The sequence below is a fragment of the Paenibacillus spiritus genome (assembly GCF_008710135.1).
Taxonomy (GTDB): Bacteria; Bacillota; Bacilli; order Paenibacillales; family Paenibacillaceae; genus Paenibacillus_AQ; species Paenibacillus_AQ glufosinatiresistens.
The window spans coordinates 45404-60749 of record NZ_VYKK01000027.1 but is presented as its reverse complement, the minus strand read 5'-3'; the positions used below and the strand labels follow the sequence as shown (position 1 = coordinate 60749).

At 61.7% G+C, this 15346-nt stretch carries 14 protein-coding genes and 1 riboswitch; of the genes, 3 read left to right on the top strand and 11 right to left on the bottom strand.

The window, feature by feature from the left end:
• Positions 1-108 precede the first annotated feature (108 nt).
• The 6 genes from glyA to spoIIR all read right to left on the bottom strand — a co-directional run bounded on the left by glyA (position 109) and on the right by spoIIR (position 5677).
• Positions 109-1356 carry a serine hydroxymethyltransferase gene (gene glyA / locus F4V43_RS16785; RefSeq protein WP_150459408.1) on the bottom strand — a complete coding sequence of 416 codons (1248 nt, stop codon included), beginning with the start codon at positions 1354-1356 and terminating at the stop codon, positions 109-111.
• A gap of 43 nt (positions 1357-1399) precedes the next feature.
• A complete protein-coding gene (locus F4V43_RS16780; protein WP_150459407.1) occupies positions 1400-1978 on the bottom strand; it encodes a TIGR01440 family protein in 579 nt (192 codons plus the stop codon).
• 73 nt (positions 1979-2051) lie between these two features.
• A riboswitch (ZMP/ZTP riboswitch) is annotated at positions 2052-2134 on the bottom strand.
• A gap of 50 nt (positions 2135-2184) precedes the next feature.
• The gene (locus F4V43_RS16775; protein WP_150459406.1) at positions 2185-2772 is read right to left on the bottom strand and encodes a low molecular weight protein arginine phosphatase; all 588 of its coding nucleotides are present in this window, start codon (positions 2770-2772) and stop codon (positions 2185-2187) included.
• A 60-nt stretch (positions 2773-2832) separates the two neighbouring features.
• Positions 2833-3408, bottom strand: coding sequence for a manganese efflux pump MntP family protein (locus F4V43_RS16770; RefSeq protein ID WP_150459405.1), 576 nt, complete (start codon positions 3406-3408; stop codon positions 2833-2835).
• 137 nt (positions 3409-3545) lie between these two features.
• The gene (locus tag F4V43_RS16765) at positions 3546-4787 is read right to left on the bottom strand and encodes an L-threonylcarbamoyladenylate synthase (RefSeq protein ID WP_223879940.1); all 1242 of its coding nucleotides are present in this window, start codon (positions 4785-4787) and stop codon (positions 3546-3548) included.
• A 143-nt stretch (positions 4788-4930) separates the two neighbouring features.
• On the bottom strand, positions 4931-5677 hold the full coding sequence (gene spoIIR / locus F4V43_RS16760; RefSeq protein ID WP_150459413.1) for a stage II sporulation protein R: 747 nt from the start codon (positions 5675-5677) through the stop codon (positions 4931-4933).
• Between the two features lie 259 nt (positions 5678-5936).
• On the opposite strand from spoIIR, the gene F4V43_RS16755 reads away from it, so the two are divergent.
• Together F4V43_RS16755 and F4V43_RS16750 are read left to right on the top strand one after the other, a co-directional pair.
• Positions 5937-6608 (top strand): metal-dependent hydrolase, encoded by a 672-nt coding sequence (locus tag F4V43_RS16755; RefSeq protein WP_411898471.1) that lies wholly within the window; start codon positions 5937-5939, stop codon positions 6606-6608.
• A gap of 298 nt (positions 6609-6906) precedes the next feature.
• Positions 6907-7236, top strand: a complete 330-nt coding sequence (locus tag F4V43_RS16750) for a heme oxygenase (protein ID WP_150459402.1) — start codon at positions 6907-6909, stop codon at positions 7234-7236.
• A gap of 475 nt (positions 7237-7711) precedes the next feature.
• Here F4V43_RS16750 and F4V43_RS16745 read toward each other — a convergent pair whose 3' ends face one another.
• The 3 genes from F4V43_RS16745 to prfA form a co-directional block, all read right to left on the bottom strand.
• Entirely contained in the window at positions 7712-8938 is a 1227-nt protein-coding gene (locus tag F4V43_RS16745) for an FtsW/RodA/SpoVE family cell cycle protein (protein ID WP_150459401.1), read from the bottom strand.
• A 157-nt stretch (positions 8939-9095) separates the two neighbouring features.
• Positions 9096-10145, bottom strand: a complete 1050-nt coding sequence (locus F4V43_RS16740; protein WP_150459400.1) for a N5-glutamine methyltransferase family protein — start codon at positions 10143-10145, stop codon at positions 9096-9098.
• 25 nt (positions 10146-10170) lie between these two features.
• On the bottom strand, positions 10171-11238 hold the full coding sequence (gene prfA, locus F4V43_RS16735) for a peptide chain release factor 1 (RefSeq protein WP_150459399.1): 1068 nt from the start codon (positions 11236-11238) through the stop codon (positions 10171-10173).
• Between the two features lie 265 nt (positions 11239-11503).
• On the opposite strand from prfA, the gene F4V43_RS16730 reads away from it, so the two are divergent.
• The gene (locus tag F4V43_RS16730) at positions 11504-12133 is read left to right on the top strand and encodes a YfbR-like 5'-deoxynucleotidase (RefSeq protein ID WP_150459398.1); all 630 of its coding nucleotides are present in this window, start codon (positions 11504-11506) and stop codon (positions 12131-12133) included.
• 719 nt (positions 12134-12852) lie between these two features.
• On the opposite strand, the gene ychF is transcribed toward F4V43_RS16730, so the two are convergent.
• Positions 12853-13953 carry a redox-regulated ATPase YchF gene (gene ychF / locus F4V43_RS16725; protein WP_150459397.1) on the bottom strand — a complete coding sequence of 367 codons (1101 nt, stop codon included), beginning with the start codon at positions 13951-13953 and terminating at the stop codon, positions 12853-12855.
• Between the two features lie 106 nt (positions 13954-14059).
• Positions 14060-15286 carry a type 2 isopentenyl-diphosphate Delta-isomerase gene (fni, locus tag F4V43_RS16720; RefSeq protein WP_223879939.1) on the bottom strand — a complete coding sequence of 409 codons (1227 nt, stop codon included), beginning with the start codon at positions 15284-15286 and terminating at the stop codon, positions 14060-14062.
• Positions 15287-15346 lie beyond the last annotated feature (60 nt).

Genomic DNA, 15346 nt, shown 5'->3' with positions numbered 1-15346 from the left:
GAGGGGTCACTTTTTTCAAAGTGTCCTTCTTGTGGGTCACAGTTCAAGGATACGCAGGCGGGGAACAAGCAAAACGAACTTCCAATAATATAGAAGAAACAATAGGGCTTAGTACTGGAGTCCGGGGTAGATTGGGAAACGCTCGGTCAGCGCAGCCACCCGGCGCGCAGCGTCCTTGAGTACGCCATCATCCTTCGGCTGCTTCAGGACCGCCGCAATAATGGCGCCGATCTCGGTCATTGCCTGCTCGTCCATGCCGCGGGAAGTAATGGCCGGCGTTCCGATCCGGATGCCGCTGGTTACGAACGGGCTGGTCGGGTCGAACGGAATGGCGTTCTTGTTGACGGTAATGCCGATCGAATCCAGCACCTTCTCCGCATCCTTGCCCGTAATGTTCAGATTCCGGGTATCCACCAGCATGAGGTGGTTGTCCGTACCCCCGGATACGATGTTCACGCCTTCGGCAATCAGCGTTTCGGCGAGCACCTTGGCATTCTTGACCACATTCTCCGCGTACGTCTTGAAGGACGGCTGCAGCGCTTCGCCGAACGCCACCGCCTTGGAGGCGATCACATGCATCAGCGGTCCGCCCTGCGTTCCCGGGAAGACGGCCTTGTCGATCGCCGCCGCCCAAGGCTGTCTGCAGAGAATCATACCGCCGCGGGGACCGCGGAGCGTCTTGTGCGTCGTTGTCGTGACAAAGTGGGCATGCGGAACCGGGCTCGGATGCACGCCTGCGGCTACCAGACCGGCGATATGCGCCATATCGACCATGAAGAGGGCGCCCACATCCTGGGCAATGGAAGCCAGCGCTTCAAAGTCGATGGTCCGCGGATAAGCACTCGCCCCGGCTACAATCAGACGCGGACGGTGCTTGAACGCCGCCTTGCGGACTTCATCGTAGTCAATGAGGAATGAATCCTCCTGCACACCGTAGGCTACAAAGTTATAGAGCAGACCGGAAGCATTGACCGGGCTGCCGTGCGTGAGATGGCCCCCGTGGGCCAGGTTCATGCCCAGCACCGTATCCCCGGTGTTCAGCGCGGCCAGATAGACAGCGAGGTTCGCCTGGGCGCCGGAGTGGGGCTGCACATTGGCATGCTCGGCGCCGAACAGTTCCTTGGCCCGGTCGCGGGCCAGGTTCTCGACGATGTCCACATCTTCGCATCCGCCGTAGTAACGCTTGCCGGGATAGCCCTCGGCATATTTGTTCGTCAGAACGGAACCCATCGCTTCCATGACGGCTTCGCTGACGATGTTCTCGGACGCGATCAGTTCGATATTTGCCTTCTGGCGTTTCAGTTCAAGCCCCATGGCTTCCAGTACGGCAGGGTCGCTCTTGCGCAGTTGCTCCATTTCTTTGTTTCCTCCTCCAAAATGATGATGAAACACGCTCGTATTACTCGCAGTTGCTCGCGTTGCCGCGGAGGGGCGCCGTGTAGACAGCGCGTTCCCCGCCGATCAGCGGCGGCCGGGTGAAGGCGGCGGTTACCCGGGCCTGTCCCACTTCCCGCAGCGACGGCCGGAACGGCACTGCTACGCGGCGCAGATGCATGCCGATCAGCGTCTCGCCGATGTCGATGCCGCCGTGCGCTTCCACCGTCTCGGCCAGAACCGGGTCGCTCATCGACTCGTAGGCAGCGGCGGCCATTGAGCCGCCTGCGCCGGGCACCGGAACGGCGGAGACTTCCTTCAGCCCCAGCCGCTCCAGCAGCCCGCGCTCCATCACAATCGCGCGGTTCAAATGCTCGCAGCATTGGAAGACAGGCTCGAAGCCGTATTCCTCCGCCGCCCGGCGGACACCGGCCAGCAGACGGCGGGCCGTCTCCAGCGCCCCGCCTGTACCGATGCGCGCCCCGGCTACCTCGCTCGTGCTGGCGCCGATCACAACGACCTTCCCGGGACCGAGCCGTCCCGCTTCAGCCAGCTCCCGCAGAATCGCTGCGGTCGCCTCTTCCCAATCCGTGGATGCTTCCAAGTCTTCAGCCCCCTTCTGACAGCGGCTTCCATTTAAACAAAAAAGAGCAGTCCGCGAAATGGCTGCGGATTTGCTCTTCTGCCCAGGCGACCGGCCGTTTATTCCGGTGCTCCATCGTGGTTAATCCCACACTTGTCGCCAGTTACACCGAAACCTTGATTTGCTCTTTTATATTAAAGCATCACACGCCGAAAATCAACCGTTCCTTACAGCAGACGCAAGCTTTCGAGCTTGTCCAGCAGACGGTACAGCGAACTGCGGATTTCGGCCGCAGCCAGCTCGTAATCCTCCCGGCTTCCGCCGAACGGATCTACAATATCGCCGCTTGGAATGCGCTGGCGGATCTCGATCACCCGCTGCAAATCCTCGGATTCGGGCTCCCGGCCCAGCGTCCGGCTCAATTCGATGCCGGCATAAAGACTGTCCAGTTCCTCCAGATCGCGGCGCACCGACTCTTCATCCTGCACATATTCCTTGAGCGTATAGGTCTTGCCGACCGCCGCCGGATGGACCTGCAGCACATGGCGCTTGTGGCTCTGGGTCAGAGTCAGGACCAGATCGGCCCACTCAATGTGCCCGATCTTCAGCTGCGAAGAGGTAATGTCTCCCTGAACGCCTTCGTCGCGCAGTATGGCTGCGGCATGGCGGGACATGGAATTGCCGTCAATGGCGGCGACTCCGGCCGACCGCACCTCCAGATCCAGATTGCGTTCGGCGGCCAGCTTGCGGAGCAAGCCTTCGGCCATGGGACTGCGGCAGGTGTTGCCGGTGCAGACAAACAAGATGCGAAGCATGCGGGTCACCTCCAAGTAGAATGTATAACTCCAGACAGCCCCAGATTAACAATAATTGTATCAGAAGATAAACAACAAGCCAAACCCCAGCAGAATCGCTCCTCCGAGCGCTTCCCCGAAGCTGCCCAGCTTCCGGCTGGCCCGTCTTCCGAGCAGCAGGCCGCCAATCGCCATCAGGCCACCGGCTGCGCCGAAGGCCAACACGGTCAGGGGTACATTGCTGACGAACATCCCCAGCGACACGCCGACCGAGAAGGAATCAATGCTGACGCTCAGCGAAATCAGCAGCATGCCCCACAGCTTCCGGTGGTCGATTGCCCGCGCCTCCTCCTCATCTCCGGAGCGGAAAGAGTTCACGACCATATGTCCGCCGAGCAGAACCAGCAGACCGCCGGCGGCCGCGCCGGCCACCCGGCCCAGAAGATGGCCCACATACTCTCCCGTGAACAGGCCCAGCAGCGGCATCACGACATGAAACACAGCGATCAGCAGACTCATCTGCAGCACATGCAGCAGCCGGATGCCCCGCATCCCGATGCCGACACCGAGCGAAAAGGCGTCGAAGCCAAGCGCCACCGCCATCATCGCTACCGTCAGCACCTGCCCCCAGCCGGCATACACTTCTCCTACGCCCATCCCGAACCCTCCATACCCCACGAGTGTCTGTCTCTCCACGATATGCAGAGGAGCGGACAAACATGACGGGCAGGGGGAGAAGGCGGGCGGGCAGCGGAACGCAGAGATGCCGGGCAGTCAGCCTCCCGGGCAAAAAGCTACCGGCCGGCCTCGATCACGCGGCCGGCCGCCGCCTTCAGCAGCCGGTTCATGACGGCTGCCCCGAGCCCTTCCTCCGGGCAGGCCTCCGCAAGGATATAGGTGGCGCCCGCTTCATCGAAGCGGCGGAGCGCGGCGTACAGCGTGCGCGCCGCCGCTTCGAGCCCGGCCAGCGGGCCGAGGGACACGGTGCAGGCGGCTGCGCCGGCGGGATAGAGCGGGACATGCTCCTCGAAGAGAAGCAGTCCCGTCGTCTCGCCGCGCGCCGCCGCCTCGGCCAAGAGGCCCGCCGCCGCCTTCGCCGCGGCCTGCGGCGAAGACGCGCGCACGATGCGCAGCTCGCCCCGCGGCGCATAGTGCGCGTACTTCATGCCCGGCGCGCGCGGCGCCGGGCCGCTGCCGCCCGCATCCGTGCGGGCGGCGTCCGGTCCGGCGGCGTCATCGCCGGACGCGGGAGGCTTCACGGCATCCGCAGGCGCCGTGAAATCCACCGGCGGCGCGGGCGGCAGCACCGCGTCCGCGCCGACGACGGCCGCGAGCTGCTCGGCCGTAATGCCGCCGGGGCGGAGCACGGCGACCTTCCCGTCATCCAGCACCTGGATGACGGTGGACTCCAGGCCGACCCCGGCCGCTCCGCCGTCCAGCACTCCGCCGACCGCTCCGGCGAGGTCGTCCAGCACATGGGCGGCCGTCGTCGGACTCGGCCGCCCGGAGCGGTTGGCGCTCGGTGCCGCCACCGGGCAGCCGGCCGCTGTCAGCAGCGCCAGCGCCACCGGATGGTCCGGCATGCGGATGCCGACCGTATCGAGCCCGGCGCTGACCCGGGGCGACACGGCGCCGCCGCGCAGCGGCAGCACCACGGTCAGCGGGCCGGGCCAGTAAGCGTCCATCAGCGCCGCGGCCGCAGGCGGCACCTCGGTTACTAAGCCTTCCAGCGCCGAGCGGTCGGCGATATGGACAATCAGCGGATTGTCCGACGGCCGGCCTTTTGCCGCAAAGATCCGCTGCACCGCCTCCGTGCTTTGCGCATTGGCTCCCAAGCCGTAGACCGTCTCTGTCGGGAAGGCCACCGTCTCTCCGCGCCGCAGCAGCTCGGCCGCTTCGGCCAGCGCCTGGCGGTCGCTCGCGCTCACCGGCGCAAGCGCCGATTCCGGGTCTTCCAGCTTCCAGCAGACCGTATGGGGTTCTCGCAGTCTCTCGTTCATGGCCTTCCATCCTCTTTCTGTTCTTCGCTCCGGCATAAGCAAAAGACCCTCGCCATGCGGGGCCTTCGCTGCCATGCGCAACTATAATTACCGGCAAAGCGCCGCCGGTTCATCCGGCCGCAGCCGTCAAGATTCTCTCCAAATACTATCACAGATCGGCTCAAAACAGTAGCTTGCTTCTACTTCCAGAGCGAGGCGATCCATTGAAACACCTTCTCCAGCAGCTCCACGATGAAGAATTTCACCTGCGGCGCTTCCGCCTTGGCGGCCGTACTCCCTCCCGTTCCGGCTTGGCCGGTCCCGTCGGGGACGGCTCCCTTCACAGCGCCTTTCTGTCCGGCCGCTGCCGTCTTCCCGTTCTTCGCAGCGGAATCGGCTTGTGCTCCGTTCCCGTCCGTCGGGGCCGGCTTGGCGGCGGCATCGCCGGACCCGGCGTCGATGAAGCACAGCGGCGGGAACAGCACGCACCACCAGTTCTGTCCGCTGCCTGCGCCGAGCGTAATCCGCAGCGCTTCGTAGTCCCCGGCGGGATAGACGGTTCCGCCGTACATTTTGGTCGGGAACGGCACAATGCCCAGCTCCACCTTATGGCCGTAGGTCAAGCCGCGTTCCTTCAGCTCCCGGTCCACCAGCGCGTCCAGCTCCGGCAGGTGGCTGCGGATCAGCGTCCGGGCCTGCTCCAGACTCTGCGGATCTTCCAGACCCGCCACCCAGGTGTTCATCTGCTCCACGACCCGGTCGCGGAGCTGCCGCTTGACGAGCTGATCGCCTGCGGAATCGGAATTGGCCAGAATCCGCAGCCGGATCGACTGGGCCGGAATGGCCGCTTCTACGGCGGCGGCATCGCTTTTTTGACTTTCCCAAGCCATCATCAGAACCATAATTATCGTAATTAAAATAGCGGTATGCTTGACGGCCTTTCGCAGCCCGTCCCCGGATATCCATGGCGTATGCTTCATCATTCTTCTCGCCCCTCTCACTCTCTGAATCTCTTATGTAAGGCAGTATGTCCGAAAGAGAGAGAAACTAAACCCCGCCTTTTCAATCCTTTTATTTCAATAGAGTGCAGGTATTTCCTCGCGCATGCAGAACTCTTCCGGTACATGGCAGATGGCAGATTAGGTACGAGGTACGAGACAAAAGCTCCGCCTTGCTGCGGAATAGGGGGACACCACTCTGGATTCCATGTTGTATCTAGGCTTTCACCTGCTTTCGCACCTCCTGCTCGGAATGTCGACAGCCTGGCTTCTACTCCCGCGCCGTACCCCGAGAGAACGGCTTCTTACCTTAAGCGCGGGCGCGGTATCTGCCGTCCTTCCGGACCTGCTGGGCGGAAGGGCAACGAACTTGTGGTCTCACTCTCTTATCGCCGCTCCGCTCATCGTCCTGGTCGTAGCCATCCCCGCCTGCCGTCTGCTCGGAGACATCCGGTTCCGGCGAGTCTGGTGCGCCTGCATCCTGGCGGAATGGATCGGGCACCTCCTTTTGGATATAATGGATCACGAGGTGGTTCTGCTGTATCCGCTGAATTCGGCCGCATTCCGGGTAGGTACAATCACCCTGGGAGACCCGTTCATCTGGGTTCCGCTGCTGGCAGCAATACCGGCAGGCATCGTCATGAGATCCAGAAGGCGGCTGCCTGTGCTTCTCGGCGTGTGCGGAATTCTCTTCTATATGGCTCTGCGGATTACGGCAATGGAGCGAATTCTGCACCTTGCCGGAGAGGACATGCCGCAAGAAGAGACGGCTCATGTTACAGTAGAGCCGAATACGCATAACGAATACAAACTCTGGTCCAGAGACTGGCTGGAGTATCGGTTCAGCATTCTAAGCGCCCATCATTTAATGGGCGGATAAGCCGGGATGCAGGGCGAGGAACTGGGGCGTACGCAGTGGCACGTTTTTTATCCCGAAGGCCAACAAATCCGGTGAATTGACGGGCAGTGGCAGAGTCCGCCACGTTCGGGCAATTCTGCCGATTCCCTGTCTGTGACTGTTCTGAAAGAGTGGGAAGAAGGCGGCTATTCCTACCTAAAGGGAGAAGCGGCGGATCATCAGATCCATGTATTCAGGCACCAGGACGACGGGGATTGGGAGGAACAGCGGCAATAGGAGATCATCCTCTGCTTAAACTATGCAAAGGAGCTGAAGCGGCATGATTATTGTGACCAACCGGATCAGAGTGAAGAAAGGGATGGGCGAGGCGATGGCGCCGAGATTTGCTGCGCCGGGACCGCTCGATACCTTCGAGGGCTTCGTTAAGGTGGAGGTCTGGCTGACCCAGAACCTGACGGAGTATGACGAGCTAAACGTCAACATGTACTGGGATTCCATGGAGTCCTTTGGGGAATGGCGCAACAGCGATGCATTCAAGGCGGCCCACAAGCGTCCGGAGCCGGGCGCCGAAGCGGACCGCCAGGAATCTCCGGTTCTCGGCAGCGAACTGATCACCTACTCGGTGGCCGCGGTGAAAGAAAAGGCCTAATCTGGTTTTCACTGAACGATTGCATCAATAAAGGCTCTGCGGATATCGCAGGGCCGTTTATTTTAACCACGGAAGGTTGTTTCCAGCCCCCCCTTTCCCGCTCGGGTACCGCCTTTATTTCAGCAATCTCCCCTGCACGAGGATGTATGGCAAGGTTTGTATTGCTCCGTCAACAAGCGGGGGAGACAGCTTCCAGGTCGCTTCAACCATGCCGTCTTTTTTCACCAAGAAACGAGGCCTGGTCTTGCCCTCATATTGAACCGTCTGATTAAAGACCCAATAAGGGGTTACCCCTTCCTGTCCGGCGGGGATATCGGCTCCCGAAATTTGGTTAATTGTATTTTTTAATGCCTATAATCAAAGCGGCCGCCCAAGAAGAGTATTCTTGAACGACCGCTTGACTATAAAATCTCGATTGAGTTGTGTACACCCTCGGAACAGGCAAGACTGCGAACGCCGCCTGTCCCTCCCCCTCTCACGCCTGCTTCGCCGTCCTGGAAGTTCTGGCCGACTTACCGCCGGAGCCGCCCTTGGCAGGGCTGTTATACTCCAGTTCCGGCAAATCCTCTTCCTCTTCCCGCCCGTGCAGGCGCACGCTCATTACAAGCCCGATGCTCGCCATGTTGATCAGCAGCGAGGTGCCGCCATAGCTGATAAACGGCAGGGTGATGCCGGTCAGCGGCATGAGTCCGAGGAAAGCGCCGATATTCTCGAAGATCTGGTACAGCAGCATGGCGACGACGCCGACGATCAGCATCGGCCCGCCCCGGTCCCGGCACTCCAGCGCAATCAGAACCATCCGGTGAATCAGGATAAAATACAGCAGCAGCAGCACCGCCGAGCCGACGAAGCCGAATTCCTCGGCAATCTCGACGAAGATGGAATCGGAATACGTATACGGTACCCGCTCTGTCTGCACCGAGCTTCCCTTCATGTAGCCTTCTCCGCTCATGCCGCCCGAAGCGATGGCCAGCTTGGCATTCTTCGTATGATAGCTGGCCTTGGCCGTCGCTTTCTCGGGCGCGAGCCACGGATCGAACCGCTCGACGAGATGGGGCCGTCCCAAGGTGTCGGAGAGAAAATGCGTCACCTGGTCATGGTAATGCACATAAGAGAAAATTCCCCCGCCGATGGAACCGCCGAGGATCACGAGTCCGAGCAGCGCATGGGTGAACCGGATGTTGCCGATCCACAGCATCCCCATCAGGATCACGAGATAGCTGAGTCCGTTGCCCAGGTCGTTCTGCATAATGACAATGGCGAACGGCAGCAGCGTCACCAGCGCGAGCGGCACGACATCGCCCCAGAACCGGAGCCTCGCCCGGTTCTTGCGAAACAGCACCGCAGACAGGAACAGAATGAGAATCAGCTTGAACAGCTCTGCCGGCTGCAGGCTGAATCCGCCAAATTTGATCCAGCCCTGCGCCCCGTTCTCCACCTTGCCGATGAAGCTGACCAGCACGAGAATGCCGATGCCCAGGATGTAGATATAGAGCGCATATTTAACGAGCCAGCGGTAATCGAACAGCGACAAGCCGATGAAGGCCGCAAAGCCGAGCACATAGAATTTCAGCATCTTGATTTGGAAGCCGTCCTCGGCCCGGCCATGGGTCACGCTGTAGATCGCGAACAGGCTGATGACCATCAGCAGCAGCAGCACGACGACGATGCCGCCGTCGATTTTCTTGAATTTATGCAGCAACGCGGCTCCTCCTAAGATTGAATCTTCACGGCCAGGCCCGAACGCGGCGCAGCCGTGCTGGCCATATTGATAATAAACGATGTCACGCCCCGCTTCGTTCCCGCAGTGCGCGGATACAATCGTTCTTCCCTCATTGTACGGAGCGGGGGCAGGTATTTCAACCGCGCGCCATTCCCAATACATGGCGCGCAATGCCGGCCAGATCGTCAATGGTGACGATCTCGTCCCAATGGCCGGCCGCCCGCAGCAGATCCGCGACCGCCTCCGCCTGCCCGAGCCCGAGCTCGAAGCCGATCAGGCGCGGCGGGCGAGCGAGCAGCGGAAGCTGCTCCAGCATCCGGCGGTACGGGTCCAGCCCGTCCGTCCCGCCGTCCAGCGCGAGGTGCGGCTCATAGTCCCGCACCTCCGCCTGCAGCCCGGCGAGATCGCCGCCGGGAATGTAGGGCGGATTGGAGACGAGGATATCCGTCTCCAGCCCCCGGAACGGCTCCAGCAGATCGCCGAGCCGCAGCTCCACCGCCGCGCCGTGCCGGGAGGCGTTGCGCGCGGCGACGGCCAGCGCCGCCGGCGAGAGATCGCCGGCCAGCACGCGCCACGCCGGCGATTCGGCCGCCAGCGTAACGGCGATTGCGCCGCTGCCGGCGCCGATGTCGAGCGCCGTCAGCGGGCGGACGGCGGGCGGCGCCGGCAGCGGCTCGCTTGGGCCGTCTTCCGTTCCGGCCCCGCCATAACTGCCTTCCCCGCCTACCGTTCCAGCTCCCCCCTGACCGCCTTCTCCGCCGGAATCGCCTCGGCCGTCTTCCGCCGTCTGCCGGTCAGGCCCGGCGCTTCCGCTCCCGGCGCCCGCGCTCCCGGCCGGCAACAGCTCCGCCGCGTACCGCAGCACCGCCTCCACCAGCAGCTCCGTCTCCGGCCGCGGGATCAACACGTCCGGCGTCACCTCAAAGGGGCGGCCGTAGAATTCCTGCTCCCCGATAATATACTGCGCCGGTTCGCCCCGGCCCCGGCGGCTGACCGCCGCCTGCCACGCTTCGGCCCGTTCCGGCGGGAACGGCTCGGGCAGCGCCAGGTAGAACCCCGCGCCCGAGACGCCCAGCACATGCTCCAGCAGCAGCCGGGCGCTGCGCTGCGGCTCGTGGGCTCCGCTTGCCGCCAAAAAAGAAGAAGCCTCCGCAAAGGCTTCCCGGATGCTTTGCACCTGCGACATAACAAATGCGCCTTGTCTCAAAGCATTATTCTCCTTTTTCCATCAGTTCCGCCTGCTCGGCAATCGAGAGTGCGGAGATGATTTCTTCAATCTCGCCGTTCATAACCTGGTCCAGCCGGTGCAGCGTCAGTCCGATCCGGTGGTCCGTCACCCGGCTCTGCGGGAAGTTGTAGGTGCGGATGCGCTCGCTCCGGTCGCCTGTGCCCACCTTGGACTTGCGCTCTCCGGCATACTTCGCTTCCTCTTCCTGGCGCATCATATCGGAGATGCGGGCGCGCAGCACCTGCAGCGCCTTCTCCTTGTTGGAGTTCTGCGATTTGCCGTCCTGGCAGGTAGCCACGATGCCGGTTGGAATGTGCGTGACGCGCACCGCCGACTTGGTCGTGTTGACGGACTGGCCGCCCGCCCCGCTGGAGCAGAACGTATCGACCCGGATGTCCTTGTCGAGAATCTCGATGTCGATCTCTTCAGCTTCCGGCATGACCGCGACCGTAGAGGTCGAGGTGTGAATGCGTCCGCCCGATTCGGTCGTCGGGATGCGCTGTACGCGGTGCGCGCCGCTCTCGTATTTCATTTTGCTGTAAGCGCCCTTGCCGTTGATCAGGAAAATGACTTCCTTGAAGCCGCCGAGATCGTTCATGTTGGCGTCCATCAGTTCCACGCGCCAGCCCTGGTTGTCGGCATAACGGGTATACATCCGGTACAGGTCGGAAGCGAACAGCGCCGCTTCGTCGCCGCCGGCCGCGCCGCGGATTTCCACGATCACGTTCTTGTCGTCGTTCGGATCTTTGGGCAGCAGCAGAATGCGGATCTTCTCCTCCAGCTCGGTCTGGCGGGAAGACAGCTCGTCAATCTCCATCTTCACCATTTCGCGCATGTCGTCGTCCAGCTTCTCACCCTGCATCTGCTTGGCGGCGTCCAGCTCTTCCATGACGGTTCTATATTCAACGTAAGCCTCGTAAGCGGGCTGCAGATCGGATTGCTCTTTGGAATAGTCCCTCAGTTTCTTACTGTCGCTTGCAACATCCGGATCGCAAAGCAGTTCACTGAGTTTCTCATAGCGGTCCGCCAGAGATTGCAATCGGTCCAACAAGGGAATTCACCTCTCCTGATTCCATTCGGATAATTTGAAAAAAAGCGTCTACGCCCTTGCAAATAAACATGGCATACACGACTTTATATTATATCACGAAGAGCGGCGGTTGGCTACACCGCCGGTTACGGCCCTTCCCGCGCACCGGAACCGGTCCACCTCTCTTCGGAAGTTAATGGTCCGCTAACAAATCCGGTTTAGACTGGAAGAAAATACGATTCGGATGGCATGCACGATGCCAAGCCCGGAGGAAGGAAGATCCGCGATGGGAATCCACGCCTATTTTCAATCATTAACCGATCTGGAACGCATCATCCGCTGTCCCGGCCGGTTCAAATTCGAGGAGCACAGCGTATCGGCCCACTCGTGGAAGGTGGTGCAGTACGCCAAAACGCTCGCCGACATCGAGGAGACCCACGGCGTCGCCGTGGATTGGAAGAAGCTGTACGAGGTTACCAGCAGCCATGACTACGGGGAAATCTTTATCGGGGACATCAAAACGCCCGTGAAGCACTATTCGCTGGAGCTGCGCGCCATGCTGCAAAAGGTCGAAGAGGGCATGGTCGCCCATTTCATCGACGAGCATATTCCCGAGGAATTCAAGCCGATCTTCCGCAGGCAGCTGCGGGAAGGCAAGGATGACTCCCTGGAGGGCCGCATCCTCGAAGTGGCGGACAAGCTCGACCAGGTCTACGAGGCCTTCGGCGAACTCCAGCGCGGCAATACAGAGCCCGAATTTGTGGTCATGTACCGTCTGGCGCTCATCGCGATCAAGAAAGTTCCGCTGCATTGCGTCGATTATTTCCTGACCCATATTCTCCCCGACATGGTGGCAGAGGGCTCCCGCTGCCCGATCGACATCGAGCAGATTACGAAGGAGGCGCTGGCTTCCTAATGGGACCCGGTGGCGGTTCAGACAGGCTTATAAGGCTATGGCGGCGGCTATGGAGCAAAAAATAGCATCAAACGCATAAGAAACAAAATTTCCGCCAGATTGATTCCTGTCCCTATTAGCGCGACCTCCGCATCATACAAATAAGCCATAATATTTTGAACAGGTGTGAAGAGGTGCAATACAGCAGACGCCCATTTGAATCGAATGCCGAGTTATCCGACTCGGTCATCGGGTCCATTCGCAGATCTGCCAGAGCGCCGGATGTTCGCATAATCCCGGATTTCGGACCACAGAGTCCTTATTTGCTCTGTAAGCAGCCTTTTTTCGTTCTTCGCGGACCTAGGAGCTCTTATTGGGGTGATTCAGGCCATGATTAACGCTTACATTTCGATATAAGGTCTCTGGTGTCCGTTAATTCCGGACAATCAGAAGAATGAGCCAAATAAGGTCTTCTGGGTCCGAACCGGGCGGCGCTTGGAAGCGTATGCGAGTAGGGCGGCAGGCGGATATAGCGGGCAGGACAGCCGAAGGCCTATGAGCGGACAGCGATATGAGCAGACCGTGCAAGAGCCAGTGCTTCCCGGAGACGTGTACAAAAAACGCCCCGAACGGCGCAGCTCTGCGGTTCGGGGCGTTATGGTTCTGTTGCCGCCTGCGGACGGCTAACCCAGTAGACAGCTTCGCGCCGCCGGGAGACAGCGCGCATCCGGTTCTTCCGGTTACACGTTGAACCGGAAATGCATCACGTCGCCGTCCTGCACGACGTACTCCTTGCCTTCCAGCCGGAGCTGGCCGCGCTCCTTGGCCGCGTTCATTGAGCCGGCGGCGATCAGGTCGTCGTAGGCGACGACTTCCGCACGGATGAAGCCGCGCTCGAAGTCGGAGTGGATGACGCCGGCTGCGCCGGGCGCCTTCGTGCCCTTGCGGATCGTCCAGGCGCGCACTTCCTGCACGCCGGCCGTGAAGTAGGTGTACAGGCCGAGCAGCCGGTAAGCGGCCTTAATCAGCCGGTTGAGGCCTGATTCCGCCAGTCCCAGTTCCTCCAGGAACATGGCTTTGTCTTCGCCTTCCAGCTCGGCGATCTCGGCTTCCACCTTCGCGCTGATCGGCACGACTTCGGCGTTCTCGGCCGCCGCGAATTCCCGGACCTGCTTCACGTACGGATTCTCTTCGGCGCTGGCTACCTCGTCTTCGCCGACGTTGGCGGCGTACAGCACCGGCTTCATCGTCAGGAGGTGCAGATCGCGCACAATCTGCTTCTCCTCGTCCGACAGCTCCACACTTCGGGCCGGCATATCGTTGTAGAGCGCGTCCTTGATGCGCTCCAGCACTTCCACTTCCTGAGCGTATTGTTTGTTGCCGCCCTTCATGTTTTTGCGGGAACGGTCGATCCGTTTCTCTACGCTCTCCACATCGGCCAGGATCAGCTCCAGGTTGATCGTCTGGATGTCGCTGATCGGATTCACCTTGCCGTCAACATGCGTTACGTTCTCGTCCTCAAAGCAGCGCACGACATGCACAATGGCGTCCACTTCGCGGATATGCGCCAGGAACTTGTTCCCAAGACCCTCGCCCTTGCTCGCACCGCGCACCAGCCCCGCGATATCGACGAACTCGAACGCCGTCGGCACCGTCTTGTTCGGAACCACCAGCTCGGTCAGCTTGTCCAGCCGCTCGTCCGGGACCTCCACTACGCCCACATTGGGGTCGATGGTGCAGAAAGGATAATTGGCCGACTCCGCGCCCGCCTGCGTAATTGCGTTAAACAGCGTCGACTTGCCGACGTTCGGCAGTCCAACGATACCCGCTTTCAAAGCCATTTATATGACAACTCCCATTTATCGTGAAATTGATCTCATCCCGCTCTCGATCTCACCTATTATATATGAGAACAAAATGCGCGGCAACACCGCGAAAGATGCCGCTCTATACGCGGACCAGCCGCTTATGTCCCCGCAGCTTCCCGGCCGAAGAGACGCCGATTCCGAACATCGCCGTCTTCAGCTCCAGCTCAACCCGGGCCAGCGCCTCGTCCAGCGCCGCTTCCGATTCCACCGCCGGGCCGAGCAGCCCCCGGCCGAAGCCGGCCAGGTCCGCGCCCAAGGCCAGCGCCTTGGCGGCATCGACGCCGCCGGCAAGTCCGCCGCTGCCGATCAGCGGCGTCTCCGGCAGGGCGGCCCGCACCTCGGCGATGCAGTCCGCCGTCGGTATGCCCCAGTCGGCAAAAGCCTCCGCTGCGGCCCGGTGGACAGGCGAAGAGCTGCGCAGCTTCTCCACCTGGCTCCACGAGGTGCCCCCGGCCCCGGCGACATCAATAAAGGCCACGCCGGCCCGGCGGAGGCGGACCGCCGTCTCCCCGTCGATGCCCCAGCCGACTTCCTTGACGCCGACCGGCACCTCGAGGCTTCGGCACAGCGCCTCGATGCGCGGCAGCAGTCCCGCAAAGGCCGTCTGGCCTTCGGGCTGGAACACCTCTTGCAGCGTGTTCAGATGCAGGACCAGCCAGTCCGCCCCGGCAATGTCCACCGCCCGCCGGCATTCATCCGGCCCGAAGCCGAGCGCTAGCTGGACTGCGCCGAGATTCGCGATGACGGGAATGTCCGGCGCGCGGTCCCGGACGCGGAACGTCTCCGCCAGCTCCGCGCGTTCCACTGCGGCCCGGACGGAGCCGACGCCGAGCGCCCAGCCCCGCCGCTGCGCGGCTTCCGCGAGCCGGGCGTTGATCCGGCCGGTGGCTGCGCTGCCGCCCGTCATCGACGAGATCAGCAGCGGGGTGCGCAGCTCGCAGCCGAGAAAGGAGGCCTTCAATGAAATATCCGCGAAGTTGATCTCCGGGAGCGCATTATGCCGGAACCGGTAGCGCTCGAAGCCGGCGGTGACGCCGCGGGCGGCGACATCGCCGTTCAGGCAGAGCCGGACATGCTCGATTTTGCGCTCGCCCGTCCGGTGCTCGGGCAGCAGCGAGCCGGAAGCGGCGTCCGCCGTGCCGTTATTCCGGTTCGCATCCGGCGCGGCGTCTGCCGGTCCGTCCTGTGCGCCCGCTTCGTCAGCAGCGCCCGCCGGCCCGCTATTTTTGCACGCCTCTATAGCAGCGTCTCCCGGTCCGTCATTCCGGCCCGCTTCCGCCGGTCTGTTGTTCCTGCTCGCATCCATCGCGGCTTCCTCCTGCCGTACTGTAAGTTAGACGCGCCCTCATCGCGCGCCGATATCAGT